Source organism: Mucilaginibacter sp. PAMC 26640 (genome assembly GCA_001596135.1).
Lineage (GTDB): Bacteria > Bacteroidota > Bacteroidia > Sphingobacteriales > Sphingobacteriaceae > Mucilaginibacter.
The window spans coordinates 20,482-47,151 of the sequence record CP014773.1 but is presented as its reverse complement, the minus strand read 5'-3'; the positions used below and the strand labels follow the sequence as shown (position 1 = coordinate 47,151).

At 44.1% G+C, this 26,670-nt stretch carries 22 protein-coding genes; 14 read left to right on the top strand and 8 right to left on the bottom strand.

Translation table 11 applies throughout. The features are described from left to right. The first annotated feature begins 127 nt into the window (after positions 1-127). Genes A0256_00225 through A0256_00215 form a run of 3 tightly spaced genes read left to right on the top strand, consistent with a single transcriptional unit; the run spans position 128 to position 2,640 of the window. On the top strand, positions 128-331 hold the full coding sequence (locus A0256_00225; GenBank protein AMR29950.1) for a hypothetical protein: 204 nt from the start codon (positions 128-130) through the stop codon (positions 329-331). Further along, positions 331-1,995 (top strand): hypothetical protein, encoded by a 1,665-nt coding sequence (locus tag A0256_00220; GenBank protein AMR29949.1) that lies wholly within the window; start codon positions 331-333, stop codon positions 1,993-1,995. Before A0256_00225 ends, A0256_00220 begins: the two co-directional genes overlap by 1 nt. 15 nt (positions 1,996-2,010) lie before the next feature. Then, positions 2,011-2,640, top strand: coding sequence for a hypothetical protein (locus tag A0256_00215; protein AMR29948.1), 630 nt, complete (start codon positions 2,011-2,013; stop codon positions 2,638-2,640). Between the two features lie 22 nt (positions 2,641-2,662). Here the strand turns inward: A0256_00215 and A0256_00210 are convergent, their stop codons facing one another. Next, complete coding sequence (locus A0256_00210) at positions 2,663-3,835, bottom strand: hypothetical protein (protein ID AMR29947.1); 1,173 nt, start codon at positions 3,833-3,835, stop codon at positions 2,663-2,665. 255 nt (positions 3,836-4,090) lie between these two features. Between A0256_00210 and A0256_00205 the strand changes: the two genes are divergently transcribed. Beyond that, the gene (locus A0256_00205; protein AMR29946.1) at positions 4,091-4,816 is read left to right on the top strand and encodes a hypothetical protein; all 726 of its coding nucleotides are present in this window, start codon (positions 4,091-4,093) and stop codon (positions 4,814-4,816) included. On the opposite strand, the gene A0256_00200 is transcribed toward A0256_00205, so the two are convergent. Then, entirely contained in the window at positions 4,804-5,856 is a 1,053-nt protein-coding gene (locus tag A0256_00200; GenBank protein AMR29945.1) for a hypothetical protein, read from the bottom strand. The genes A0256_00205 and A0256_00200 overlap by 13 nt on opposite strands. A 441-nt stretch (positions 5,857-6,297) precedes the next feature. Between A0256_00200 and A0256_00195 the strand changes: the two genes are divergently transcribed. The 5 genes from A0256_00195 (at position 6,298) to A0256_00175 (ending at position 10,477) form a co-directional block, all read left to right on the top strand. Continuing rightward, the gene (locus A0256_00195) at positions 6,298-6,756 is read left to right on the top strand and encodes a hypothetical protein (protein AMR29944.1); all 459 of its coding nucleotides are present in this window, start codon (positions 6,298-6,300) and stop codon (positions 6,754-6,756) included. Between the two features lies 1 nt (position 6,757). Next, a complete protein-coding gene (locus A0256_00190; GenBank protein ID AMR29943.1) occupies positions 6,758-8,350 on the top strand; it encodes a hypothetical protein in 1,593 nt (530 codons plus the stop codon). A gap of 17 nt (positions 8,351-8,367) precedes the next feature. Beyond that, positions 8,368-9,645 carry a hypothetical protein gene (locus tag A0256_00185; GenBank protein AMR29942.1) on the top strand — a complete coding sequence of 426 codons (1,278 nt, stop codon included), beginning with the start codon at positions 8,368-8,370 and terminating at the stop codon, positions 9,643-9,645. A gap of 141 nt (positions 9,646-9,786) precedes the next feature. Further along, on the top strand, positions 9,787-10,269 hold the full coding sequence (locus A0256_00180) for a hypothetical protein (protein AMR29941.1): 483 nt from the start codon (positions 9,787-9,789) through the stop codon (positions 10,267-10,269). Next, entirely contained in the window at positions 10,262-10,477 is a 216-nt protein-coding gene (locus A0256_00175) for a hypothetical protein (GenBank protein ID AMR29940.1), read from the top strand. The genes A0256_00180 and A0256_00175 overlap by 8 nt, the downstream gene beginning before the upstream one ends. 206 nt (positions 10,478-10,683) lie before the next feature. Here A0256_00175 and A0256_00170 read toward each other — a convergent pair whose 3' ends face one another. Further along, positions 10,684-10,935: a hypothetical protein gene (locus A0256_00170; protein AMR29939.1), complete on the bottom strand. Its 252-nt coding sequence runs from the start codon at positions 10,933-10,935 to the stop codon at positions 10,684-10,686. Between the two features lie 340 nt (positions 10,936-11,275). On the opposite strand from A0256_00170, the gene A0256_00165 reads away from it, so the two are divergent. After that, the gene (locus A0256_00165; protein ID AMR29938.1) at positions 11,276-11,863 is read left to right on the top strand and encodes a hypothetical protein; all 588 of its coding nucleotides are present in this window, start codon (positions 11,276-11,278) and stop codon (positions 11,861-11,863) included. Between the two features lie 34 nt (positions 11,864-11,897). Here A0256_00165 and A0256_00160 read toward each other — a convergent pair whose 3' ends face one another. After that, entirely contained in the window at positions 11,898-13,013 is a 1,116-nt protein-coding gene (locus A0256_00160) for a cell filamentation protein Fic (protein ID AMR29937.1), read from the bottom strand. Positions 13,014-13,325: 312 nt separating this feature from the next. Here A0256_00160 and A0256_00155 point away from each other — a divergent pair, with 312 nt between their 5' ends. The 4 genes from A0256_00155 (at position 13,326) to A0256_00140 (ending at position 21,001) form a co-directional block, all read left to right on the top strand. Continuing rightward, the gene (locus tag A0256_00155) at positions 13,326-14,441 is read left to right on the top strand and encodes a hypothetical protein (protein ID AMR29936.1); all 1,116 of its coding nucleotides are present in this window, start codon (positions 13,326-13,328) and stop codon (positions 14,439-14,441) included. A gap of 129 nt (positions 14,442-14,570) precedes the next feature. Then, entirely contained in the window at positions 14,571-18,167 is a 3,597-nt protein-coding gene (locus tag A0256_00150) for a hypothetical protein (GenBank protein ID AMR29935.1), read from the top strand. A gap of 1 nt (position 18,168) precedes the next feature. After that, positions 18,169-19,542 carry a hypothetical protein gene (locus A0256_00145; GenBank protein ID AMR29934.1) on the top strand — a complete coding sequence of 458 codons (1,374 nt, stop codon included), beginning with the start codon at positions 18,169-18,171 and terminating at the stop codon, positions 19,540-19,542. A gap of 7 nt (positions 19,543-19,549) precedes the next feature. Next, positions 19,550-21,001, top strand: a complete 1,452-nt coding sequence (locus A0256_00140; protein ID AMR29933.1) for a hypothetical protein — start codon at positions 19,550-19,552, stop codon at positions 20,999-21,001. 44 nt (positions 21,002-21,045) lie between these two features. Here the strand turns inward: A0256_00140 and A0256_00135 are convergent, their stop codons facing one another. The 4 genes from A0256_00135 to A0256_00120 form a co-directional block, all read right to left on the bottom strand. Further along, entirely contained in the window at positions 21,046-21,342 is a 297-nt protein-coding gene (locus A0256_00135; protein AMR29932.1) for a hypothetical protein, read from the bottom strand. Between the two features lie 72 nt (positions 21,343-21,414). Next, positions 21,415-21,888: a hypothetical protein gene (locus tag A0256_00130; GenBank protein ID AMR29931.1), complete on the bottom strand. Its 474-nt coding sequence runs from the start codon at positions 21,886-21,888 to the stop codon at positions 21,415-21,417. Further along, positions 21,860-24,481, bottom strand: coding sequence for a hypothetical protein (locus tag A0256_00125; GenBank protein AMR29930.1), 2,622 nt, complete (start codon positions 24,479-24,481; stop codon positions 21,860-21,862). Before A0256_00125 ends, A0256_00130 begins: the two co-directional genes overlap by 29 nt. A gap of 236 nt (positions 24,482-24,717) precedes the next feature. Continuing rightward, positions 24,718-26,667 (bottom strand): conjugal transfer protein TraG, encoded by a 1,950-nt coding sequence (locus tag A0256_00120; protein ID AMR29929.1) that lies wholly within the window; start codon positions 26,665-26,667, stop codon positions 24,718-24,720. Positions 26,668-26,670: the final 3 nt, after the last annotated feature.

Genomic DNA, 26,670 nt, shown 5'->3' with positions numbered 1-26,670 from the left:
GAGCCGAAGAGAGCATGGAACAGTATTACCGGGAGGAAGATCTGGAACCCATCCCTTCAGATATGTTGGTGCCCTTTGATTTCCTGATCCCGCATTTAAAGAAAGCAAAGAACTGGAATATCCCGCTATGAAAGCAGCTGAAACGGAGCGATTCGGTATGATCAACGGCCTTGGCCAAGCTTGGATGGACCCGCAGAGCAGCGATTTTGCGTATGCACATATCCAATATGAACTGTCCGGCGGAGAACGTATTCAGGTTTTACTGGTGAAAGAGAATAAAATACTCGAAGTCAGGATCGCTTCGGGCTATAAATCTGACTCATTATTGTAATGGCATTTCAACGAACGATAGATCTAGCTTACGACAGGGATACCGGCGAATGTTATGATGCGGCAACGTCGTTTAGAGTCGCTAAAGAAGCCTATGAATTGCGCAAACGTTATAACTCCGGTGAATTGAATTTAGGTTGCTATCGCTGTGATCAGCCTTTACTTATTTCGGATAGCAAAAATGACCACGTGCATTTCAAGCATTTTCCCAATGCCGATGATTGTCCGCTGAAGAATGGTAAAATGAGTGAAGAAGATATACGGGATTTTACCAATATCATCAGGTCGCATGAACGGCCAAGACATATCTTCCTGAAAAACCGGATCGCTGAATTATTAAGAAAAACTGAGGGCGTTGATCCCGGTTCGGTCATTGCAGATACGCGTTTCTTTTTTAATGATATAGAGAAACGAAGGCCGGATGTTTATTGTATTTACAATGGCAATAAATTGGCTTTTGAAATCCAGCTTTCTAACCTGTCCCTGAAATATCTTTTGGGCAGGCACAATTTTTACAAAGCTTCGGGCATTTACTTGGTTTGGATATTGGATGATTTTGATGTTTGCGGTCAGTCGACCATGGAGCGGGATATTAAATACCTTACGCCTTCGCAGAACTTCTTCAAACTAGATGAAACGGCAATAGATTTTAGGATGGATTGTACTTATAAATCACCCTTTATTTCAGAAAAAGACCGGGTAATGGCACCTTGGAAAAGAAAGTCGGTGAGTTTATCCCAGGTCACAATTGACCCGCAAAGTTTCCAGATCTATTACTTGAACTATGAGCAAAAGCTAAAACAAATAGAGCAAAAACTAAAAGATCAAATCGAAACCAATGAACAAAGAGAGCGTGTAGAGCGTAACGCTGAACGACGGGCACAAGCGGCCCAAGATGCTGACGCGGTGATCGAAAAATTAAAAAAATACAAAAGCCTTAATTGGAGCTTTTACAAGTTTGGTGAGGAACTGGATAAACTTTCAGCTATGAGTTTAGAGATCCTGAATTCCAGATTTCGCTTTGCCGATAAACGCGTGCAAGGCAAAAGTCTCATCAATCACTACATAGCCAACGCCATACTGGGACAACATTCTTTTATCCACTATCTGTTAAGAGATGACCGTATTATTTTTGACTGCAATTCCCGCGACGATGATGGCACGACGACCTTGCAGCAAATCCTCAAAAATGTGCATTTAAGCAACCGCCAGCCCTTGATCAAAAGCTTGTTCAAGCGCGGATATCGACTGACCGACGACGATGTTCGCGCCCATGATGTGCTCATCATCGATGTTAAAGAAAAAGCCAGGGAACTACAGATCTACAAATGGTGCGACCAGCTTAAAAGCAAAGCCTTAGTAGATAGCGTTTATCAGCATCTTACATTTTTGTTCGCTATAGAAAGCGCCCGCCGGCAAGAGCGGTTCGGCTCCGATTATAAAGATTGGATCAGCTTTAGTGTTCAGGCCATCCTTAAACACAAGCTATTTTATGTTTACCTTGAAAGAGCTTTTAAAAAATATGGTCTTTGGGCCATCATTGAGGCGCACGATAAACACAAAAGCTTCCAAAAGCAGATCGCGAAACTGCAAGCCAGTCCACCTGAACAAGACGTAACCCCGGTGTATCCCTTGATGTATGAACTATACCATGACATCGCCTGATTATTTCAAAATTAAATGAAACACAATAAGCCTTACTACTATTTTTTCGAAAACGAAGGCTATGTACGCGTAGTTGCTGACGAAGAACAACGTATTTTGCCGTTAGTCTTGTTGAAAACAAGACTGGCCCGTAACTTTTCCGCTTATGGCCTGATCAAAAAAGATCTGGGTTTGGTCAAGGATACGTTGACTATGTTGGAGGCAGGGGTTGAAAACAAAACCGTTAAACAGAGCCTCTCCTTTTTTGCCGTGGTTACTTACGCCAAATGTTACGCACAGGCAGCAGGCCGGGGTGTAAGTTTAAATATAAATGCGATCAAAGATCTGCCTAAAGAAGTGAAAGAGGAACATGACCGCCTGATTTTGCAACGTAACCAATATGTGGCCCATGGTGGCGGCGAAGGCTGGGAGCAAAACGCCATTGCGGTATCATTGGATATGGATAACCAGGTTTATAAGCAGATCTATCCGAATATAGTCTTCCTGAATGACATGGATTCTCAGCTTGCCAATTTCGGGTTATTGGTCACTTTCGTGGACGACTATGTGACCGCCCAGCTAAAAAAAAGTTTCAGCAGATTGCGGCATGAAACCGCCGCCACTAATTTTGAAGAACTGGCGGCGACTGCATTTGTACCACGATAGACGGGCTACAGCGTTTTTAAACTTATACCGGTTTATTATGATCTAAGTCCTCTTCCCAGTGCGTACTGTTTCGTTTTCGAGTACCTGGCGGGTCCAACAGCAGGTTTTCTGCAAAGATACTGCCAGGGTGTTTTTCAAAATAAAGCGTTGTTTCGGCACATTCAAATTCGCCGATCCTAACCAGGGGTTGTATGGCATGGCAATAAACCGCTTCGATGGTCTTGCCTGTAAAGTCGAATCCCTGAACGGTTTCTTTGGTTTTCTGGTGCCTGACCAGCTCCACTTCGGGGCCGCTTACGGTTTCATATCCGATATGAATGATACCTTCCCGGTCGAGCGGTATTTGTTCCACGGCTTTTTTTAATACTTTCCGGACATCTTTCGCCTTTTTGTCAATGGAACTTGCAGCCGTACATTTATATTTAGCGGACCCGGCGGCATGAATGCCGTGACAAAATTTATTGAGAACATGCAAGCCGTCATCTGGGCCGGCCTCGGTTAATTCTGAAAAACTGATCAGTTGCGTATAGCTGCCGTGCATTTCGTACTCACCGGCAATGGCCTTAATCATGGCTGGTGAATTTTGTCTTGGGCCTTCCGCATCCAGAATTTTATTGATCGCCGGTATATCTAACAGCCGTGCTTTAAAATCGATCATGTCCGTAATAAACCAGCCCTTGCTCCTTATCCAACTGGTTTGCGCATAATAGGCGAATAATTGTCCGAGCAACTCTTCTGGCACATCAGCGATAGGTACTTTGAAGATAACCTCGGCATGGGCGGAAACATCAAAGCCGCGCATGGCGTTAGTCAAATGCCGGAACCGTTTTTGCCAATCCGCGCGTTCCTGTTCGGCGAATTCGGTGACTTTAGCCAATCGCTTGCATTCGACCCAGAATGTGCCAGCTCCCCGCGTTACCTCAAAATCCGGCGTTTTTTCTGACAAGCGCTCTTTAAGAAACCGCACTGTCCAGCCATTCCGTAAATAAAGGAGTGCCACGCATAATTCGAACAAAGTCGAATCCGGCTGGTTTTTTCTTTGATTCAGCATCTCTTTCAGCCGGTCGTCAATGCCTGCTACTGCCTTTAGTGTTTCGATATGCCGGCCGATAGCGGCAAAAAAAGGATAGATCCTCGCTGATTGAAATGGGTCATCCACCGCCGGCCGATCAAAAATGGATTCAACCAGGTACATATACCAAGCCATCCAATCTTCGTAAACTGCTATTGGATGATACAGCCTATCTATGTGGGACGTTTGGACATCAGCTTCCGTCAACGAAATTTTATCGAAGGACTTGAAATAATCTACCACACCCTGCCTTCGACGTGTCCATTCTTCCGGCCCCATGGTATCAATGAACCACTGACATGCTTTCTTAGCTGGTGTTACCCATTCGAATTCAGTTGCCGTCATAAACAAATTTATAATTTTTATACCTTGGCGTTTATGAAAGCCGAATTTAAAAAACTCGCGATGCCGCTTTGGTCGCAAGAGGTCTATGGCCGGACGGAAGCACTTTTTCCGTTTGAATTACCGGTCTATCTTCACGGCATGACCTGGGAACTTCGGAACAGGCTGGAATTTATCTGTTATAAACATAATTTCCTCTACCAAGATCTCGCGGCTAGAGATCGGTTGATCGAGGATAATGCCAGGTTCTATACTGAACTAGCCTCCGAAACGGATAAGGAGGACGAAATGGCCCAAATCGGCATTTCCAGGGGCTATGACCGTATTACGAACGACGATTTTTTCAATAGAAATATAAAGGCACTGGAAGATCAGGAGACAGTAATTTCTTTATTCACAGCGGTTGAACATTTACAATCTTTATTGCTCAAAGAATGTCAAAAGCGTATCGATCCGAGTATCATCGCCGAGGTCAGTAACTGGAAAAACACCCGCAAGGAATTCAAAAAAGCAGGCGTCGTTTGCGAAGATCAAATGGCTTACCAGCCAATTGTCGAATTAAACAAAGTCAATAATAAAATCAAGCACTTAGGCATCGTAGATGCCGAACTCGCCGGATTCCCCAATTTTCGGGGCATGGATGGGAAGCCCATAGGTAGCATCACTCTGGAATTACAGGATTATCTGGAAGCTGTACACAACTATATATTCGGCCTTATTTATTCGGTGGATAGTGAATTCGTTAAATTTTATGCCGGATGACCATTCAGATTCAACGCTATGCACCGCTGACATAATTTGTTGGTCATTCCCATTTCTGCCGCTATTTGCCTGTAGCTGGCTAAGGGATCAGGATAAGCGTTCATTTTTGCCTTGACCCGGTCGAGGAGCGCTGGAACGATCATGGTCCGGTGGACAATAGGTGTTTCATTTTGACTGCGGGCCATTTGTAAAACCAACTCATTCAGGTTGCCCATGGTTCCGGGCTCTTTTTGATGAAACTGTTGCATTTCCTGCCCGATGACAAATGCACTGGTAATAATTCTACGCGCATTACCAACAATAGCATCACTCATGCCATAAGTTTTGGTGAGGGTCGTACTGAACTTCTGCATTCCCGACATCGCTACATACAGCCGGCGTAACGTGCTGGGATTGCCGTATTCTGTCAGTTCACCTTCCAGAGCTTGCTGCGTAAGGTATTTACGGATCACAGAAACAAAGTCATAGGCATCCTGCATTTTTTTGGCAAGTAGCGGATTATCATGCAGCAAGTAAGTTTCCTGCAATTCTCCAAGCATCGTTCCCAGATCCGCGATATAAGTTGAAATCGTTCGGTGGTTAATGCTGGAATATATCAGTTTGAGTTTGGTGGCTTGACGTTCTGAGGAGATTTTTCCGATAAATACCGCCATAAAAAACATACCGCTCATCACTTCCGTGATAACCAACAGCCTCCCCGCACCTTTTGCTGCTATATCCCCATAGCCCAGTGTCGCAAAGGTGACGACGCTGAAATAGAGGGTATCGACCCAGTCCAAGTCACTTTTCGTGGTACCCTGGTCATAGGGATTCAATAATTTGAATACCACTGCAAAACCTACAATGATTACAAATATCCAAAATAGTATTTTGTAATAGCTGAGTTTATCGATAACGCCGCCGAACCTTGTATTCAGCTTAGGTTTTAGTTTTCTGACGACAAATGCCGTCTGCTCGGCTGGCTTTTGCTGGTATTCCTTTTGGAGCTTGGTTAAATATTTTATCGCCGCGTCAAGTACAGCCAATAATTTCCTTTTCATCAAATAAAGCAGATAAGGGTCAATAATGATTACGTCAAATGTACTGATTATTTACAATGACGAACCCGGCCTCATTGTGAAATGGATCTGCAAATTGGTTGGCGTGTTTCAGATGTTTGGCGGCTGGTTTTCTTTTCCTTTGTTTTAGTAGATGCGGCGATTACCCGTTTAGCTTAATTTCGCCGATTTTGTCAACTTTAATATTGGTGCCGATCGCCCGTGCCTGCAATAATAATCCAGGCGATATCATCATCATTTTTATAGTCGCTGACATGCCCAAAATCAGTAAGCGCACCTTTTCCGCATATTGGAGCTTGTTCAAAGTCATGTTCGCGTACGATGGCCCGTGTTTGTCAGGTTCTGTTAAAAAAAGGCTGCCATTTTTGTAATTAAATAATTAATAATCATTAACTTAACGCCCGTTCACCTTAACCCTACATCATGAATACAAAACTCCGCAAGGCTTATTTAGCCTATCAAAAGGATATGGGAGCTGTGCCTAAGGGGCAATTTTTCCATGTGGATCCTGCCACCAACAAGAAAAGCCTGGTTAAACTTAGTCATGATCCGCAGGGTCAGCTTACTTTAGGCTTAAAATCAGGTAATCAAACCATACTCGCGTCCTTGCAAAACGATCTAAATGAAATACTGGCTACGCCGCTGGCCGGTCTTGCGCCGGGGAACCGCGTCGTTTTACTTGCTTCAGGATCTGCTCCGGCACCAGGACAGGCTTTCCAATTGGACCCGCAGGATAGGTATTTCGCGGTTAATGGAGGCCCGATCAGTTGTAATGGACAGCCGTTAAACGTTAATTGTAACGGCCGGTTTCTCGGCCGGTTCAGCGCTCGCTGTTTCGCTCAGGGTGCCACTCAAAATTATGACGAATTCAGATTGATTTAATATGAAAAAGACTTTATTATTAACCAGCGCCGTCGTTGCAGCGCTGCTGACCGGGTGCGGCGGTGTCAAGCCGGTGATCACGAATACCCACGAGGGAGTTTATGAACATACAACCGCGAAGGAGGCGCCACTGGAAGTAAGGGTCGATCCCAGGCCACTGAACCCGGCCAAAGAAAGCCCTCCCCCCGCGAAGACTTTTGTGGACTGGCCGGATTCGCTGAAGCACATTTATCTGAAGGCAATGGCTAAACGAACCACGACCCCGAAAGAACTCGTCGAAGCTTTGCAATTACCCTTAGCCGTGGAAGAGAAAAAGCCGGAAGCACCAAGGCCGACCAAATTCGATGAATACAAGATCGTTTTTGAATTCGCGAACATTAAACACTACTTCCGGGATAAAATCTATGCCCATCCGGATACACGGCTGGAATTCCTGAACACCACACTCAATATCAACAAAGGTTCCTACGCTTACTTTTATACGATCGACAAATTGCAGAATGAATTTGAAGAACTGGATATGGGCAGTCTGGAAAGAACACAGAATGTGAATTTTAACGTCAAGGGCAACATCACTGGTGCGCTGGGCAGCGGCGCAAGCACTAAAAACACGAATAACACAACGGACACCAATAATTCCGGTAATAATCAATCGGCGGGCGCCTTTGATGCTGCGGGAAATCAAACGTCGGTTAACGGAACGACCGGGGGTAACCAGTCAACCCGTCAGGGGACAAACGAAACCAACGCAAGCGCAGAGGCCAAAGTGACGGCAGGTTTAGAAGCCGCTTACGCCAATGAGCAAATGCTTAAAGAAGCCACAGCAATCAAAGGCAAGCGCATGATGCTTGGCTTTGCAGTTGGCCCCGATCAACTCACCGTCAGCCAACGCTCCCGGCCGATCAGCGACATTAGCCAAAACGTATTTGTAACGGCAAATCTAAAATTCGGTAACCCCGACGACTCATCTAATTTGGTGACCAATGCAGAAATTTCTTATTTCAGCGGTTTGTATAATGGAGATAACCAACCTGTGGCAGCCGGAAAGCTAGGCAATAGTCAACGGATAGTTACTTATGTAGATCGAGCGCTGGCGAAGAACATCTCTTTTATAGTTGGCTTTGAGGGTGAGCTTCGCGCCGTTGGGAATGAATCAGGCAAAAGCGGAAATAACGCCCTGGAATACGATGATCATATTACTTATTACTATTTCAAAAAGGACAATTCTTATACTTTCAAACTGGATCACAACGAATTTGCCAAAACAGCTTACCAGATTAAAGCACAGATGAATGGCCGGCCTGCTTACCTTTATATTGCCTCGCCGGTAAGGCGCATCCTGGAAGTATTCAGCGATGATAATCCTGAATTGTTCCTGCAATGGCTCAAAGACCAGTTAGAGCAACCGGTTATTGCCAATTTACAAGCAAAAAAATTCAAGCTGTACTTTGTCGACGACAGGGGCAACAAAATTGATATGGTCAAAACAACGGTAAGCGGCAGTGATCTTCTTGCCTTAAAAGGAGTCAGTAATCTGGAACTGGACCCAGTCATACCTGCTCCTAAAACCCGGAAACCAACCACTAAACCCTGATATTTAAATCTTTCATTATGACTATTTACAAAATCGTCACCAGTCTTTCGGCAAATACTTACAAAAATATTGATGCGCATGGCGCGGGTAAAAGCAAGAATAATACGATCCTGATGGGTTCTTATGTCGCGCTGACGGGGCAAACGAACGGCTTGTGGCGGGAAGTAACGGCTTTTGGAACGACTGGCTGGATCAAAAGTTCGGATATCGGGGATGAACCGGGGCTGAAGATCTTTTTTGTGGATGTGGGACAAGGTGACGGCGCGCTGATCGAGGTAGGCAACAATTTCAAAATGCTGATCGACGGCGGTCCGGATGATAACCTGGCTAATTACTTAAGTAAGTGGCAGTATAAATACTATTTCGGCCGGAATGAAAAGGTGCATTTTGACTATGTGGTGATCAGCCATTTTGATAAGGACCATTATGCGGGGCTAATCGATATTATTAATGATGATCATTACACATTCGGCACGATCCTTCATAATGGCATCGCTAAATTCAATGACGCTAAGGCCAATTTTCCGGCGGATTATGATACCGAACTGGGTCATACGGAAAATGGCTATCTGACGACTTCTTTTGATAGTGTGGACGACCTGAACGCGCTGAAAACCAAGGGTGGGATGCTGGACCTGGTAGAGAAATTCGCATTCGCGGCAACTAATGCGCGACAGCAGGGCCGTTTGCAAAACTTTAAACGCGCCGATTACCTTACAGAAACCGTGACTCAGGACATCGCCGGAAAAACACTTAGGCTGGATTTTCTAGGGCCTGTGACAACGGAAGGGGCCAAACGCTATAAATACCTTGATGATGACGCACATACCATTAATGGACATAGCATCGTGCTGAAACTTACTTATGGTATCCGCACCATACTTTTCGGCGGAGACCTGAATAGCCAGGCCGAAACGCATTTATTGGAACATTACGGACAAACCAATCCCTTCGAAGTAGATATTGCCAAATCCTGCCATCACGGTGCCTCTGAATTTACAGTCGAATATATGGCCAAGGTCAACCCTCACGCGACGGTCATTTCATCAGGCGATAATGAATCCTATTCACATCCTCGGGCTGATGCGATCGGCTGCGCCGGAAAATATACAAAATCAAACCGGCCGCTGGTATTCTCGACTGAACTCGCCCGCTCGACCGATATCAAAGCCGACAAGATCAAATACGGTATGATCAACCTGCGTTGCAATGGCGAACAGGTCATTATGGCGCAGATGAAAGAAGTGGTGACCGGTGCCTCGGTCTGGGACCTGTACGATAATTTTATATCATGATCGCTTACTATAAATTGTTCGGGGATATCCCGGATAGGGATTATGAGAGTTGCGTGGCTTTTTTGGAGAAGGAGCTTGGTTATGCGTTGACGGCGGCTTATGAGGAGGAGTTTGCGGATGCGGAGGTGCGGCATTTTAATGATGCGGCATTTTAATGATGCGGCGCGGCGGTTGTACACGTTGTTTTTCGATTGTAAGGAGGATTATGAGAGTACGGATATTTATTCCCGGGCGGCGCGGGTGTTGTTTGTTTATGGCCGGTCGGCGGCAGGTACGAAAGAACGTGACCATAAGCGGATGCGGCAATTCCTGGGGGCATTTAAGGACCAGCCGGAATATGTGGGGTATGATAAGGGCCATTTTATTGCGCATTGCAACGACGGGCAGATCGACCAGAATTTGTACCCACAGTTAAAGGAGCTAAACCGGGGGCTTTCGGCCCAGGGGAAGTTGTTCCGGTGGATGGAAAGGTATCTACAGCGTAATGAGGGAGTATTTTACTTTGTACGGCCGATCTATAATGACCCGACCTGGATACCCGACCAGATCGACTTTGGTATATTTACGAAAGAAAAAGGTTTATTATTAAATCGTTTTGATAACCGGCCTGTTAAACATGAGTGATAATCCGATCGTCCTGGCGGTGAACCACCCTTTATTTATCAAGCGGGAGACCTGGCTGAAAAAGCATTTGCAACAGGCACTCGACCAACCTTTTATTTCTTTCGGGGAAGTTATCTCCAAATATAATATCGATCTCCCAGGCTCGCAAAGTTTGGCGAAAAGTGGAGTGCTTATTCTGACATTAAACATAGCTAGATCAGGTCAATAAAGGATAACTGAACATTATCTATAGTAGCACGGAAGAAAATTAAACTTCATTTCTTCTACTTTCCACGATTGCTTTGGTGAGCCTCGATTTTAATAATTTTACCATTTAATTTCTACAATATCACGCGTTAAGGATTGTGTGAAAAGCCCACAGCGGCAGCGAGGACTTGCAGCAAAAGCCTGGGCAGAAGGCAGCGCCCCAATAAATTATAAATATGCATTAGCTTTTTCCGGAAGGAAGTCCCTCGGCGACAAACCAAAATGGTCAGCTAACTTGTCGATATGGTTTAGATTATATTTTGCACGCTCTTTTTTGTCTTCTACTTTATTTACAAAAGACCTACCAGCACCTATAATTACGGCTATATCAGCTTGAGTAAGTTGACGTTTGATACGCAATTCGGTAACAAAATCAATTACGTGCTGTTCTATGGTTGATAATTTTACGTTCTCCGACATCAACCTTAAAAGAATATAAAAAAATCTCAAACAATACCCCACATGTGGGGTAAGTTTTTTAACTTAGCCTGAATCGTTAGATTTTAAATTATTTTTGCAGTTCGATATAAAAAAAGGACTGCTTACGAGCCTCGCTGCGAAATCTGGTAAATTAACCCGCGATGGTAAGTGTTGTCTCCGTTCCCTATACTAATAGGGCCGGAGCTCGCTTATGTCATGTGGGTGCCTTGAAAGAGGTTGGCTTACCAGAGCCACGCAACATGACAGGTGGGTTCCGGCCTTATTTTCATCGGCCTCGAACGTCCAAAGGCTCGTTTTGACAACGAAACGAAGCGGGCTAATGCAGGAGTACAAAACCCTTTCCGACAACGAACTCATCCAACTGCTAAAACAATCGGATCATTCCGCTTACAACGAAATCTACCACCGTTACTTTTACCTGACCTACACCCACGCCTATAAAAAGCTCCGTGACGAAGATCAAGCGAAAGACATTGTGCAAGAAGTGTTTGCCACGCTTTGGTTCAACAGGGAGTATAATTTACCCGACACCAACCTGGCCGGCTACCTATTCACTGCGGTAAGAAATAAGATCTTCGACCTGTTCGCCCATGAGCAGGTAAAGACGAAACACCTGGATTCGTTGAAGGATTACGAGCGCACACATCAAAGCGTCCCGGCTGACCATCTGATCAGGGAAAAGGAAATGAACGCCTATATCGAAAAATCGATCCAGGCCTTACCAAACAAAATGAAGCAGATCTTTGAAATGAGCCGGAAAGAGCATTTAACCCATAAAGAAATCGCCGAAAAGTTAAGTACGTCCGAAAATAATGTCACCACACAGATCAGCAATGCGCTACGCATCTTAAGGACAAAACTGGGCATCATTGCCTTTCTTTTTGCCTTGACCAATATAAGATGGTAAGCACGGTTAAACTTTGATCCATCTGACACTTTCTTTATTCAGACAGGATCCGATAAAGCTCCAGGTTTAGGTAATACGCGCTTCCGGAGATCATTCTTTTTTCGAGTATATTCAGTTCTGCCAATCGATCCAGGTATTTTCGGGCGGTATTTTCCGCGTAGGTACCTTCTATATGTTTGACCCGTGTAAAGGGCTGCGTGAACAGCGCGTTAACCAACAGTTCCGGCCTGGTGATATCCGTATCGGAAACGATATATTTTAGGATCGCATCTTTTGCGCCAATGATATCATTGATCTTATTATAAGTCAGATTAGCGGTAACTTCTACCGTTTTTAACATGAACAACAACCAGTTTTCCCAACTGCCTCGTTGCGTGATGCCTGACAGGCCAGCATAATAGTCCTCTTTATGCTCCAGGATGTAGCGGCTTAAAAAGAGTATGGGAAAATCAAGTAAGCCTTTATTGGTCAAATAGTGAATGTTGAAGATCCGACCGGTACGGCCATTCCCATCCCGGAAAGGATGGATAGCTTCAAACTGGAAATGCCCTATGGCCATTTTCAGTAAGGGATCCAAAGGATACTGCTTATCATCGTTCAAAAAACCGATCAGGTTGGCCATTTTAGCTTCTACGATGCCCGGCCCCCTGGGCGGCGTGTAGAAAGCCCTCCCGGCGTTCGGACCGGTGCCGCCCTCTTTAATATAGATCTGTGCGACAGGTGGCCTGATTCCGTCACCAAACTGAGTAACTGCCCGGTAAGTTTTAACAAAGTAAGTCTCATCGAACTGCCCACTTTCCTGTAGATGCTCATAACCTTTCCACAGGGCTTCCCGGTAATTCAGGATCTCTTTCGCAGGGCCGTTTACCTGTTGTGCCTGATCCTGACTATACGCTTTGTAAAGTTCATCATCGGTCGTAAAAATATTCTCAATGGCACTGGAAGCTTTCGCTTCCTGCAGGCTGATCGAGTTGACCAAAAGTCCCTGGTTGGGGATGACGATACTACGCCCTTGTAACCTCCCTAATGCAGCTTTAGCATTGCCGAGTTGCTCATAGACCACGACAGACTGATAAAGCGCAGGTTCAACCGGGAGGTTGGGTAAAGTATTCCAGGGCGTATTACGATCAGGGTTAATTTGATAAGCCATATACAAATATATAAAATAGCTATTAATCTCACCTCAAAATGACGGTATTTTTAAGGTGATATGGCGTTCTTGCCTTAAAATGGTTTAGCCATAAATAGTTAACCTTAAAAAAGACGTTTTTTAAGGAAAGCCCTATAACCTGCCTTAAAGGACAACTGAAAAATTGCCCTCACCTTAAATCATGCAGCTTTTTAAGGTTTCTGGGCTACCAAACCTAAACAATTAATAAAAGCAAAAATTTTTCACCATCCTCTTATTGTTGAACGATCGTCAACCGTCATGTATTAAAATTGCTCATCCTCAATCTTAAACATGAAAAAGGAAGAATTACAAAACCTGTTCAAAAAACACCACGAAGGCAAATGCACCGAAGAAGAAAAAGCATTACTTGAAGCCTGGTATTTGGAATTCAATGAACACGAGATGGATATCTCACCGAAAAGAATTAAAGCAATAGAGCAAAGATTGTTCAGAGAGCTGCCTGGCAATCATACTTCATTTATAAAGATCGGTGCGAAACTCCCTGTAGCTGCCGGGATCATCGGCATGCTCATTACCGTTACGGTAAAATTCATTCTCCCGTCGGAAAAAAAAGAAAAAATCGCCGTTACTTCCGATATACTGCCCGGTGGGAACAACGCGGTGCTTACGCTCGCCAACGGTCACAAGATCAACCTGAACACAGTCACAAACGGTCAGATCGCCCTACAAGCCGGCATCCATATCTATAAAACAGCCAGCGGTCAGTTAACCTACAAGTCAATTGCCAACGCTGCAGCAAGTGATGCGATTGCAACAAACAATATATCCACACCAAGAGGCGGCCAATGGCAGATATCGTTACCGGATGGCAGCAACGTTTGGCTAAACGCTGCTTCGTCGTTAAGTTACCCGGTCAGCTTTCAGAACCAAAAGGACCGCATTGTACAATTAACCGGTGAGGCTTATTTTGAAATAGCTAAAGACAGATCACATCCATTCATCGTTAAAACCGGCCAACAATCAGTCGAGGTATTAGGCACCCACTTCAATATCAATGCCTACCCCGACGAACCATCGATCAAAACCACCTTGGCAGAAGGTCGCGTTAAGGTGCTTGCCACTAACGGAAAGTCACAACTCCTTTCACCGGGTCAACAATCAATACTACAACAAGACGAGCTAACCCGGGCCATTATCAATGTTGATGATGAGCTGGCCTGGACAAAAGGCTCATTTCACTTTAGCGACCAAAGTATCCAGCGTATCATGCGGCAGCTTTCCCGCTGGTACGATATCGATGTGCAGTACGCACCAAATGTTTCTTATGATAGCCTGAATGGCAGAATATCCCGGTATAAAAACCTAAGCCAGGTGCTCAACGCCCTGGAAGCAACCAGAGCCGTTCATTTTAAAATGGAAGGAAGGAGGATCACGGTAATGAAGTAGAGCTTTTCAGATCAGTTAGTTAATTACAAAGCCAGGGAACCGATTCGAGTCGGCGACCTGGCTTTAAGCTGGCTACATCATCATATTAAATTATTAACGAACCGCGAAGCGCCCCTCGCATCTTGGAAAATGAACAGGCGCGACGCATCAACCATGCTCCACCAAATGTACAATTTTTACCCTAAAAAATTGGTGCAGCCGCCCGGCTGTGCCCCTAATATCCTGTTGATCATGAAGCTGACAACATTCCTTGTCGTCCTGTGTATGCTCCAGGTAAGTGCCAGGACATTAGCACAGAAGATTACGCTATCTGAAAAGAATACGCCCCTCAATAAAATATTTGAAAAGATAAGTAATCAGACCGGCTATGATTTTATTATTTCGACCAACAACCTTAAGAGTGCCAGGTTGGTGACCATAACGATCCAAAACGAAGAACTTACACCAGCACTGGCTAAGATCTTTGCCACACAGCCTCTAACCTTTGTGATACAAGATAAAATTGTTGTTATCTCCCAGAGGCAGAATACCCCTCAGGGAAAGCGTTCGCCATCTTTCCCTGTTTCTGATACAATAACCGGTCGGGTGACAGACACTTTAGGCACACCTTTGCCTGGAGCGACCATTACTGTTAAAGGAACCAATAAGACAACGCTGAGTGACCGGGATGGAAAATTTACTATAGATGCTATTGCCGGAGATGAAGTTACGATATCATTTATCGGCTATTCAAAATTAACCCTTCAAGTCCTGGGCAATCATCAACAAAACTATGTTCTCCATGCAGTCCAGTCCCAATTAAATGAGGTCAATGTTATTTCGACCGGCTATCAGACATTACCTAAAGAGCGGGCTACAGGTTCTTTTGCTCAAATAGACAACCAACTTTACAACCGCCGCACCGGCGCTGATGTACTGAGCCGGTTGGAAGGGGTTGTTCCCGGGTTGGTCTTCAACAGGAACACCGTTAATTCAGCCAACGGATCAGCTGATATCAGTATCCGGGGCACCAGCACGCTCTTCGCAGGCAACCAGCCTTTGATCGTGGTCGATGGTTTTCCATATGACGGGGACATTGCCAATATTAATCCTAATATCGTTGACAACGTAACGGTACTGAAAGATGCCGCCGCCGCTTCAATCTGGGGAGTCCGGTCAGGGAACGGCGTGATTGTCATTACGACCAAGAAGGGCCGGCGCAACCAGGCATTGAGCATTGACCTGAATGCCAATATTACGGTCAGCACTAAACCCGACCTGAATTACAACCCCAATTTCCTCCCATCTGACGAATTTATCTCACTTGAAAGGCAGTCATTCGGGCTGGGGTTTTACGACGCGGCACTTATCAGTCCGACCCATACGGCAATTTCCTCTGTGGTTCAATTATTGGCAGATCAACGTGCAGGTAAAATCAGTCAAGCAAGCCTGAATAACGAATTGGACAAACTTCAGAATAACGATGTGCGCAGAGACCTGTCCCGTTATTTTTACAGGAGTTCCGTAGCCCAGCAGTATGCGCTGAACCTGAAAGGAGGCGGAGATAAGAGTGAATATTTCCTCGGACTTGGGTATGACCGTTCGATCGCAAACCGGGTCGGTAATAAGAACGACCGGGCCACGATCAGTGCCAAATACAATTTTTATCCTATCCCTGATCTCCAGATATCTGCGGGGATCAACTATATTCAATCCAATTCAGCGACGAATAGCCCGGTAGATGATATCAGAACAGGCGGCAATATCAAGACCTATCCTTACGCCGTCTTAGCAGATCAAAACGGGAATGCCCTGCCTATCGTTAAAAACTTCCCGGCATCCTATACAGACACTGTGGGAAAGGGTAAACTGCTTGACTGGAACTACCGTCCAATTAACGAGTTGCATAACAACGATAATAACGGCAGGCAAACAGATAACCGCGTTAACCTTGGTTTAAAGTATAATTTGCCGCTAGGAATCACCGCCCAAGTCACTTATCAATACCAACGCTCGGAGACGGCAAGTACAATAAACAACAATGTCGACAGCTATTATGCCAGAAATCTGATCAACAATTATGCGCAAATGGGATCTAACGGACTGGTAACTTATCCCATACCGGTCGGCGGAATACTTCAATCGGCCAATTCATACCTGAACTCGAATAGAATTCGCGGACAATTAGACTATCAAAACAAGTTCGGTAAAGACCACGAGGTTAATGCCATTATAGGGTCGGAGATCAGCAGCACGGTAACTGAAAGTAACGCGTACACCGTATATGGATACGATAAAAACAATGTCAGCAGTAATGGCAACGTTGATTATACCACTTTTTACACACTGATGAATGGCAATGCTGACCGCATACCTAATTCTATTGGCTTCGGAAAGCAGACGGACCGTTTTGTTTCCTATTACGCGAATGCATCGTATATTTTTAAAAACAGGTATATCGCTACCGGCAGCACACGGATCGACAAGTCCAATTTGTTCGGCGTCAACACGAATCAAAAAGGGGTGCCCTTATATTCCGCTGGTTTGGCATGGAATGCCGGTCAGGAGCCTTTCTATAAAATAAACTGGTTGCCTTATCTGAAACTCCGAGCAACATTCGGTTACAACGGAAATATTAACACAGGCGCAACAGCCGTTACAACGATCCGTCAATTCGACCCGATCCTAAACGGGTATTCCGCTATTCCGTATTCAAGAATAGTTAATCCCGGGAATCCTGAACTCCGCTGGGAGCGGATACGGATGATCAACCTGGGCGGGGATTTTGGCTTTTTAGGCAATGTTGTGACCGGCAGCTTTGAATATTATTTTAAAAAGGGCAACGATCTTTTCGGGTACTCGCCACTGGCACCATCCACCGGGATCAGCTCTTTCTTCGGTAATACGGCTGACATCAAGGGAAAGGGATTTGACCTGGTTATCAATACACATAACATCAAAGGCGTGAAATTTAACTGGACTACCAATTTGTTATTCAGCCATGCAACAGATATCGTCACACACTACAGCACTACACTTACCAGTAGCAACTACATCAGTTTAAGTAACGCCAGCAGTATTTATCCACTGGAAGGCAAAAATCTCTTTGCACTATATAGTTATAAGTGGGCTGGGCTGGATCCACTGAACGGAGAACCGAGAGGGTTTTTACCGGATGGGTCAGTTAGCAGTGACTATTCCAGAATCCTTGGGGAAACAGGCATAGAGCAAATGGATTACAAAGGTTCGTCAAGACCGCAATATTTTGGCAGCTTCAGAAATACGTTTTTCTACAAGGGCTTTTCGATCTCCGCGAATATCGTCTACAAGCTCGATTATTATTTCAGGCGGAATTCTTACTCCTCGGCTGGATTACCCTGGTCAGGCCATACCGATTATCTAAGCAGGTGGCAAAAGCCCGGAGATGAGCTTAAAACCGATATCCCTTCGCTACAATTACCACCCTATAACAACAACCGCGATGCGTTTTATTCTTTTACTTCAGCCCTGATCGAAAAAGGCGACCACATCCGGCTTCAAGATATCACTCTTGGATATGATTGGGGCAAAGCAACATTCAAACAGCTTCCGTTTCGTCATATACAGATATACGCTTACTTCAATAATGTCGGCATCCTCTGGCGCGCTAATCGTCACGGGCTTGATCCGGACTTGTTGGTCGGATCATCGCTCTCGGCATTCCCAACCCCTAAGACATGTTCACTTGGACTAAAATTAACGCCATAATATGAAACTTTTCAAATTGATAATACCAACATTCTTGCTCGGCATACTGGTCACCGGTTGCCGCAAGGAAAACGCATTTCTTGATGCCAAAACAGATCAGCAGCTATTTGTCCCCGGAACACTCAATGATCTGGCCAATATGATGCACGACGAACGCGCATTCAACAACGGCGACCCTGCGCTGGGTCAGGTCGGATGCGATGACTATTACGTAACCCAAACAGTCCTGGAGGGCCTTTCGTCGAATAGCGAAAGAAACGCCTACACATGGGCTAAGGACATTTACACTCCCGGCCAGAATGTACCTGACTGGGCACTTAAATATACGCAAGTATATTATTGTAACAGTGTTCTGGAATCTTTGGAGAAGATAGCCATACCAGACGATCAGGCTGCGCTGGCAAGCGAAATAAAAGGTGACGCCCTGTTTTTCAGAGGCAAAGCCTTCTATGATCTGCTGGAAATATTTTCGCTGCCCTATGCGCCGTCCACCGCTGCTAATACGCCCGGCATCCCGATCAGATTAAGCTCTGATATCAATATCAAATCCGTCCGTTCTACCGTTCAGGAAGGATTTGCGCAAGTGCTCACCGACCTTCAGCGAGCAATAGACCTGTTGCCGGAAATGAGCGCCTATAAAACGCAACCATCTAAACCAGCTGCCTATGGTATGCTGGCAAGGGTATACCTGACCATGGGCGACTATCAGCAAGCCTATCAAGCTGCAGATAAAGCGCTTTCCTTTTATTCCACCCTGACAAATTACAACAACCTCCGGCCATCGACGCGCTCGATCAGCACAACTTATATTGATGAGGATATTTTTCACTCGGTAATTGCCGTAACCTCGCTTACTTCCATCAATTCAGTTTCCATTGCCGACACATTATTATACCGTTCGTACGCAGATAACGACTTGAGAAAGACCGTCTTCTTTGTGGTCAGGAATAACAGTCCTTATTTCCGTGGCACCTATGATTTCAAGCGCCAACCCTACAGCGGTATCGCGACGGACGAGCTTTTCCTGATCCGGGCAGAATGCCAGGCCAGGCTGGGCGATACGGCTAATGCGATGAAAGATCTCAATACGTTACTGGTGACCCGGTGGAAACCTGGCACATTCGTGAACTATACAGCGGTTTCTTCCAATGATGCCTTGTCGAAAATTTTGCAGGAACGCCGGAAAGAACTTCTATTTCGCGGCCTGCGATGGTCGGATCTCCGCAGATTAAATCAAAATCCGCAAACGGCTACCATACAAACCCGCATTTTGAACGGCACCCGTTATGCGCTCGCACCGGGTGATCTCCGATACGCCTGGCCCATCCCAGACGTCGAGATCAATTACAGCGGTATAACTCAAAACCCCAGATAACTAAAACATGAAAAAGAATTCCATAACGATCCTGCTTTTGATAATTTCCACGCTGACGTTGGCTCAGAACCGAACCGCCAGAATAACTTTAGAAATTTCCAGCCTTAAAAAAAGTGATAGTATTTCCATTATTATAGAGAAATATGGTCAACTCAACACCCAGTTAGCTAAAACGGAAAAAGAGTACCGTTCTAAGTTAGCAGGTTCGGTTGCACAATTCAGTATCCCGGTTTCCGATTTTCCTTTACGTTTTCAAATTCGCCTGGATAAGAAAGAATCGGACTCTGTAAAATATAGTCCTGTTATTTTCAAACTTCAAACGAGCTTTTACTTACTGGAGGGAGGAGATGATTTTCGAATCACTCAGAAAAGTGATCAACTTTATTTTTCGGGAAAAGGGAATGAAAAACTAAAGTTGATCGATGACTTGAATGAAATTTCTTTAAAATACGGCTTACCAAAAAGCTATTCTGATTTCAATGATGTAAAGTCTTATCTAAATCAAAGAGAAACCTTATTTCAGGAGCAACAAGCCCTTATCGATGTGACAAAATCGCTGATCAGTAAAGAGCTGAGCTGTTTACTGAAAGCAGAAGTAACGGGTAATTATTTAAGCAGAAATAACGTATTATTCAGCGCGGCCAAAAGAAGCGAATGGTTAAAAGATAGTTTGCGGTCTTATAGAAAACTGAGAAGGCCTGTATTAGACACCAATCAAATAAATGGCCATCGCACCATGCTTTACACTTCTAATTACCCATTCGGTTTACTCGCTGAATATCAATTAGACTCTGTCGTTTTGAAAAAAGTCCCTTTCAACCTGCTCAGGTGTTATAACTTTTTCAAATCGCATTTTAATGGTTACTTAAGGGAACGTATAATAACGGAGTTACTGTATGAAAATAAGCGGCAGGAAGCAAACATTGCCGGTTTGTGTATAGATGCTTTATCCTATTTCCGCAATAAGGAATTCCGGGAGGGCCTTGAAGATATTCTGAAGGTAAGGAAAGACCGCAATGTGATCTATAATTTTTCACTGGCCGACGCGTCAGGAAAAAAAGTGCCGCTATCAACATTTAAAGGGAAAGTATTGTTTCTTGACTTTTGGTTTACAGGTTGCGGATCTTGCCGGTTAATGCCACCAGTAATTAAAAATGTGATGTCAACCTTCGCTGGTAAGCCTGTTGTCTTTTTAAGCATTAGTATTGATAAATCAAAAGCGCTCTGGATGAAGAATGCCAATTCAGGCATTTATACCACGCCTGGCGAAATCGACCTTTATACAGAGGGTTTGGGAATCGATCATCCTATAACGCGGTACTTTGACATTACAGGTGCGCCTACGCTCATCTTATTTGACACGGAAGGAAAATTTGTTGAATTGCCGGATCCGGCGACTTGCAGACGAGATAACGGAGTCAGATTGAACGAGATTATTCAGAAACAACTGACATTATAACAAAAACGCTGCCCATACGGGCAGCGTTTTTGTTTGCGGGCAAATTAAGGATTAGCAACCCTTGCCAGGCCATTACCGCTCACGATAGACTTTTGGGCCGGGAAGGTATTGGGAGCCAAATTAGTGACACCGCTGCTTGTAGAGGTAATGGTACAAGCCAATGCACTCGTGCGGGTACAATCAGCATCCGGTTGCGTAGTTGTCCAAACTGACTGCCCGGGACTGATCATTTTCGCGTAATACAATGTACCAACACGTGGTTTTGGGTGGTTTATCGCAAATGCACTTCCTGCGCCGGCGATTGCGGCAAGGGCCATCAAGCCCATTCTGATCTTTTTCATAAAAAGTAATTTTTAAAAAATGTAACCACTTTACAGGTAGTGGCCTTGACCTCATTTCGCGCGTGAAATATCTTATTGGGCATCTAAAGATTTTGCCCGGGTAATTTTATGATGATTTAATAATATTGCGATGCCATTGATCGCCATGAACAATAAATTAAGACACAGGTGCTGTGGCCATGTCAGCGTAGCTATAGCACCACCGCAAGGGCATGGGGTTTTGTTCAAAACATGGAGCATAATGGCAACTATATAGCCGGTGAATATCGTCAGCATGCCGAGAGACATGACCAGACCCGTGAACCGGGTTCTTTCGAAAACCATTAACACTGCAACTAAAATTTCTGACACAGGTAAGGCGAAGGTCGACAGGTGCTCCAACCAAAGCGGAAAATGCTGTAAATGAATAGACCTCTTGAAATGATCAAAATCCGCTAATTTGCTTACACCAGTGTACATCAGCAGCATGATCAAAATGCTTGTTAACAGCCCAACGACACCAAATTTTTTCATGAGGTTAAAAATTAAAAATTGGGAATTTAACATGTTCGGGATCGGACGCTCTCAGAAGACAGTGTACAATGCCAGCATGGCCAAAAAGCATGCTTGGATTTTCATCTAAATGATCGTCCGCCTGCCAATACCTGTATCCGTTTGTTTCCTGGCCGGTATGAATCAGAAATTGTAAAACCTGATGCGCCCTGCGTTGCCATAAATCATCGCCGAAAATGCGATGGGCTTCCAGATAAACTTCTGCCAGACCGGATAAGCCATTGCTTAACCCAATAAAATTGCTTGAAATGTTCTCAGGGTGAACCATCAAAGCTTCGACAGCAGCTTCCTTATAAATAATGTTGCTATAGCGATCATATGCCTGAATAAATACATAGGCAATTCCGGTAAAACCTGCACCCAGCCAAGGATCGGTCTCGGTCGAACGTTCACTAACCGGCCATATCATTTTCCCCTGGAATTTAATACGACTGCGTAGCAGATAGGTCAAAGCCTTCTGGACCGTGTTATCAACCTTGCAATTTTCTTTTAAATGGGTGTAACTGATCAGCAATGAAACGATGCCGGCTACTCCGTTCAAAAAGCTGAGGGGTAAGTCAGTCTTTTTTGTTTTTGATTGTCCCACAAATTTCCAGGATCCATTAGAATCCTGACGTATAATCAATTGTTCAATGATGACAGCAAGCTGATCGCTCAAATTTTCATTTGGGAGATTGATCAAATATTGTGTTAGAACACGACCATGCTTCAACAGATCCGATATCGTATAACTGATTTCTGTATCGAAGCCGCCCACAGGATGCTGTAGCCAATTTCTTAAATTAATATCCGGCTTGACCAAACCAGCACTTTCGAGATTCAGCCACGTTGTTCTGCTATGTAGCAAATCAACACCGATAGCAATACCGGCTTTTTTGCTTCCTGTCAAATAGCTTTCCAATATCTCCAGGTTGCGGTCCAACACCTCCTGATCACCCTTTAATTCAAAACCAGACCGAACTGCCTGAACGAGTAGGTTAAATGGCCCATCTATACCGGAGAAAGTGCCTGTTCTCGTGGAATTCCAGCACTTAGTGTTATCAGTGTAGTAAGAGGATAACAATGTTGCCAGACCCGCGCCAATTGTTTTGTCTAAGGTTTCTTTATTAATATTTGCTTGTTCAGCCGGAGTATCGTTAGTATTCAAGGCCACCTTCGACTGCAACAAACTGAGCATATCCAAAATTTCTTTTATCCGCGGTCTTAAGCGTGGATCATGATTGAGGCACTTGATCGTTAACCTGCAGGCCTTTTCATCGTCAATAAAATAATAAAGCTGATCGTAAAGTATCTCATGATCACTGAGGTTGAATTTCAGCGGTGATAGGCCAGTAAATGCCCGGATGAGTATAGCACCTAAAGCGTAGATGTCATCTGTTTCATCCGGGGTCTCAAGATTTATCTGTTGTGGAGACATATAGCCGAAAGTTCCTAAAGCAAATGCCGGCGCTGGATAACTACTTTCTTTGGAATAGCACAATTCGAGGTCTAAAAGGTAGACCTCGCTATGATCTGTAACAATAAAATTCTCAGGGTTCAAATCTCTGTGGATAAAGCCAAGCTGATGAAGCTTATCTGTTATGTTTAATATTTGTACGAGCTGGTGTAAAATGGCAGACCGGCCATTTTTCGGCATATAATTCCATGTTGTTCCTGAAAATGCTGCATTGATATATTCACCGATAGACTGACCGGGAATTAACTGAAGAGCTAATGCTTTTTTGTCTCCAAAAGAAAAAAGTTCAAATGCCTCAGGTACTCTTATTTTATTAAATAGGTTTTGGTGAAGTTCATACTGCCATTCCAACCGGTCCTGGATATCTCTGCCAGCGTCATCATAACTCTGAAACTTTTCGCCCAATTTTAGTACACACCAATTAAAATTGATAAGGCGGTCAATCATGATACATTTAAGTACGATACCTTTGGGATCCACTTTTAATGTTTGTATCGGAACGTATTTAAGCTTGATCAGCCGGTTGGGTTTTCTTTGACAGACTTGAAAGGTTTTTTCTGTTGGCCAAACGAAGCTCGATGACATGATCTTCTTTAATAAGGCGCTGATAGGAAGAGATTTATCCGAAACAGATATTATCCCCGGACATTGAATGAAGGTATTCAGATTTCCCCTTGAAATGTATAGCACTCGACTAACGGATATGGTATCATAGATCACCGGGCCTTTTAATCCTATCGTTTTTTCAGCCAATTCAATCAATATCTTATTGAATTGACGGTTGTCGTCAACCTGAATGTTAACCACTTTTGCAACATTTTCAAGTCCTGCACGACCATCAAGTATTCTGGTATGTTGATCAAGGTCAAGAGGAATACTAAAGGCGACTTGCTGGTGGATAAGGCAGGGTAGTATCCGGCTCATCAATTCCGTCATCTGCTGCCTCACTACTGAAATATGTATCAGCCAGCCTTCTCTATCATTGCCACTACCAACTGTTAGATAAGAAGGTGCAACTGAATAGGCAATGTTTGATAATTTCAGATAGTCTGAATAACCGGCAGGCCTCATCGCACTTTCCATCACCAAACTGGAAGTTATACTGACCGGGACCTGACGTATGTGTTTCATGTGTTTACTTCAATTTATTGTCTGAGGAGATTGGCAAATCTGTCAGATCAGTTGATGTAAAGTAACATGAATGGTTAAGGCTAAAACAGATACAAAAGGGTCGTTTAACTTTTCAACTTAGTTAAATAGTAAAGCTTTAATATCCGCTTATTTTGATCGGTATTAATGCAGAAAAATAGAATACGGCGGCAATCCTCTCATAAACACTACAACCCTTTACTCCCCCTCGTTGTAAATTATTCATCAACCCTGGCAGCAAGTTCTTTGGTTATGATGGACTCAATTTCTTTTTTGATCGTCAGATAATTAGCCATAACCATATCACTATCAATCTGCCTTACGATTGGCAATTCTTTGTAAGCCGCTTCCTCGTCTTTAATAGCTTGGTGGTCATTGATGATCTCGTTGCGAAATACTTTAAGTGCGATCTTATTATCCGGGTCATCTGCAACAAGTCCGACAAATTCACCAGATGACAAGGTTGCAATTTTTGATGCTGGAACCGCAAAGTCTAACTGCGTTGATTTGCTGATAGAAGTGTCCTGGCTATTGATCGTAACACTGGTTCGTTCCTGCATGATCTTACCAAACCGTTCACTGAGTTGTTTTGCCGTGTCTCCGGTGACCTGACCAGATAAGATATTACCGACAATATTCATGATCACCTCGGCCTGTTCGCGGCCGTAATCCTTTTTGAGTTGACTATAATCCTGAACTGCCAACGTGGTCGCTACCTTATTAGACCTGGCGGTCGCTATAAGGCTATCGATGTTATTAAAATAAATAGTCGGGAACTCATCAAAGATCAGGTTGCATTTCAACCTGTTCTTTTGATTGACTAGCTTGATCGTACGAGAGATATACAAACTTAATACCGCGCCATATACCTGTTGTTTTAAAGGGTTATTACCCATACAAATGATCTTCGGTTCATCAGGGTTATTCAGGTCTAAGGAAAAGTCATTACCCGATAGCACGTAATATAACGATGGCGATACCAGCCTGGCCATACTGATCTTGGCGCTGGCAATCTGGCCTTCCAGCTGATCGTAAGCTTCATTCTGCCAGGCGGAAATAAAAGGATTGATCAATACTTCGATCTCAGGTTCCGTTTTTAATAATGCGAACAGGTATTTGTAATCGACCTGCGCCAGTTCAATCGCATGCGGCAGCGTACAATACCTGCCATCCTCGTACTTCTTCAGAAACCAGATCAGCGCGGTAACAAAGTTGATCGGCGATTCAACAAAGAAGTCGCCTTGCTTCTTGATCCATTCCCTGTTTAATCCCAACATGAATGTCCTGGAAGATTCCATCGCATCAGTAATATCCCACATACTTGTAGGGTCAAGCGGATTGCAGCGATGAGACCTGTTCAGGTCTTCAAAATTGATCACAAAGAATTTAGGCTTAACCTTATAGGCCTTGCTATGATTCAGCAAAGTGTTGTAAGCGATCCGGCTTAGATCATCGTACTTAAAATCGTAAAGGAACATGGTAAACCCTTTTTTGATGTGCTGGGTAATGATGTGTCGAATAATGAAATAGGATTTACCCGCACCAGGTGTACCCATCACAAGCGAGCCCCTGAAAGGATTGATCACATTTATCCAGCTGCTGCGCTCTTTACCTTTGAGTCTATATTTGGCAGGTAAGTTTATAGAATATTCATTTTCAAGTTTACGCTCTTCTTGCGGGAACGTTTCATTCTCGTGATTGAAAATATCTTTACTTAAATTGACATTAATGATCCGGTACATTCTGCTAACACCGGTCAGGAAAAGCAAAAATCCAATACTTGTAACTGATATGTAGGCAGTCGCCAGAATAAGTTGAGAAACTTGTAATTTAAATAAGATGGCACTGAAAAAGTACAATACTAATCCCAGTAAGGTATAGGTAACAGCATTCCCTAACTTGATATGTTCATCCTTTTTTCCCTTTGTTCCGATCAGCGAAATGATTAGAAAACCTATCGCGACCAGCTTAACGACCAGTACCGTTTTAAATACAGGTAGCCGATAGATATTAACCAGAATCCTGTCCACTATTGCATAGCTGATATGTAATTCTTTAAACGCGCCATAGCAACTGAAATAGAAATGAAATATCAGTACCAGGATTCCCAGAAACCTGGTGAAGTCGATGATCTTTCGCAATGCTTGTTCGTTTTCTCCTGTCTGCATGAT

What these genes read in the sequence shown, in the direction of transcription:
- A0256_00225 (AMR29950.1), top strand. Translation starts at nt 128, where the DNA reads ATGAAAGCAGCTGAAACGGAGCGATTCGGTATGATCAACGGCCTTGGC.
- A0256_00220 (AMR29949.1), top strand. Translation starts at nt 331, where the DNA reads ATGGCATTTCAACGAACGATAGATCTAGCTTACGACAGGGATACCGGC.
- A0256_00215 (AMR29948.1), top strand. Translation starts at nt 2,011, where the DNA reads ATGAAACACAATAAGCCTTACTACTATTTTTTCGAAAACGAAGGCTAT.
- A0256_00210 (AMR29947.1), bottom strand. Translation starts at nt 3,835, where the DNA reads ATGTACCTGGTTGAATCCATTTTTGATCGGCCGGCGGTGGATGACCCA.
- A0256_00205 (AMR29946.1), top strand. Translation starts at nt 4,091, where the DNA reads ATGAAAGCCGAATTTAAAAAACTCGCGATGCCGCTTTGGTCGCAAGAG.
- A0256_00200 (AMR29945.1), bottom strand. Translation starts at nt 5,856, where the DNA reads ATGAAAAGGAAATTATTGGCTGTACTTGACGCGGCGATAAAATATTTA.
- A0256_00195 (AMR29944.1), top strand. Translation starts at nt 6,298, where the DNA reads ATGAATACAAAACTCCGCAAGGCTTATTTAGCCTATCAAAAGGATATG.
- A0256_00190 (AMR29943.1), top strand. Translation starts at nt 6,758, where the DNA reads ATGAAAAAGACTTTATTATTAACCAGCGCCGTCGTTGCAGCGCTGCTG.
- A0256_00185 (AMR29942.1), top strand. Translation starts at nt 8,368, where the DNA reads ATGACTATTTACAAAATCGTCACCAGTCTTTCGGCAAATACTTACAAA.
- A0256_00180 (AMR29941.1), top strand. Translation starts at nt 9,787, where the DNA reads ATGCGGCATTTTAATGATGCGGCGCGGCGGTTGTACACGTTGTTTTTC.
- A0256_00175 (AMR29940.1), top strand. Translation starts at nt 10,262, where the DNA reads ATGAGTGATAATCCGATCGTCCTGGCGGTGAACCACCCTTTATTTATC.
- A0256_00170 (AMR29939.1), bottom strand. Translation starts at nt 10,935, where the DNA reads ATGTCGGAGAACGTAAAATTATCAACCATAGAACAGCACGTAATTGAT.
- A0256_00165 (AMR29938.1), top strand. Translation starts at nt 11,276, where the DNA reads ATGCAGGAGTACAAAACCCTTTCCGACAACGAACTCATCCAACTGCTA.
- A0256_00160 (AMR29937.1), bottom strand. Translation starts at nt 13,013, where the DNA reads ATGGCTTATCAAATTAACCCTGATCGTAATACGCCCTGGAATACTTTA.
- A0256_00155 (AMR29936.1), top strand. Translation starts at nt 13,326, where the DNA reads ATGAAAAAGGAAGAATTACAAAACCTGTTCAAAAAACACCACGAAGGC.
- A0256_00150 (AMR29935.1), top strand. Translation starts at nt 14,571, where the DNA reads ATGAACAGGCGCGACGCATCAACCATGCTCCACCAAATGTACAATTTT.
- A0256_00145 (AMR29934.1), top strand. Translation starts at nt 18,169, where the DNA reads ATGAAACTTTTCAAATTGATAATACCAACATTCTTGCTCGGCATACTG.
- A0256_00140 (AMR29933.1), top strand. Translation starts at nt 19,550, where the DNA reads ATGAAAAAGAATTCCATAACGATCCTGCTTTTGATAATTTCCACGCTG.
- A0256_00135 (AMR29932.1), bottom strand. Translation starts at nt 21,342, where the DNA reads ATGAAAAAGATCAGAATGGGCTTGATGGCCCTTGCCGCAATCGCCGGC.
- A0256_00130 (AMR29931.1), bottom strand. Translation starts at nt 21,888, where the DNA reads ATGTTAAATTCCCAATTTTTAATTTTTAACCTCATGAAAAAATTTGGT.
- A0256_00125 (AMR29930.1), bottom strand. Translation starts at nt 24,481, where the DNA reads ATGAAACACATACGTCAGGTCCCGGTCAGTATAACTTCCAGTTTGGTG.
- A0256_00120 (AMR29929.1), bottom strand. Translation starts at nt 26,667, where the DNA reads ATGCAGACAGGAGAAAACGAACAAGCATTGCGAAAGATCATCGACTTC.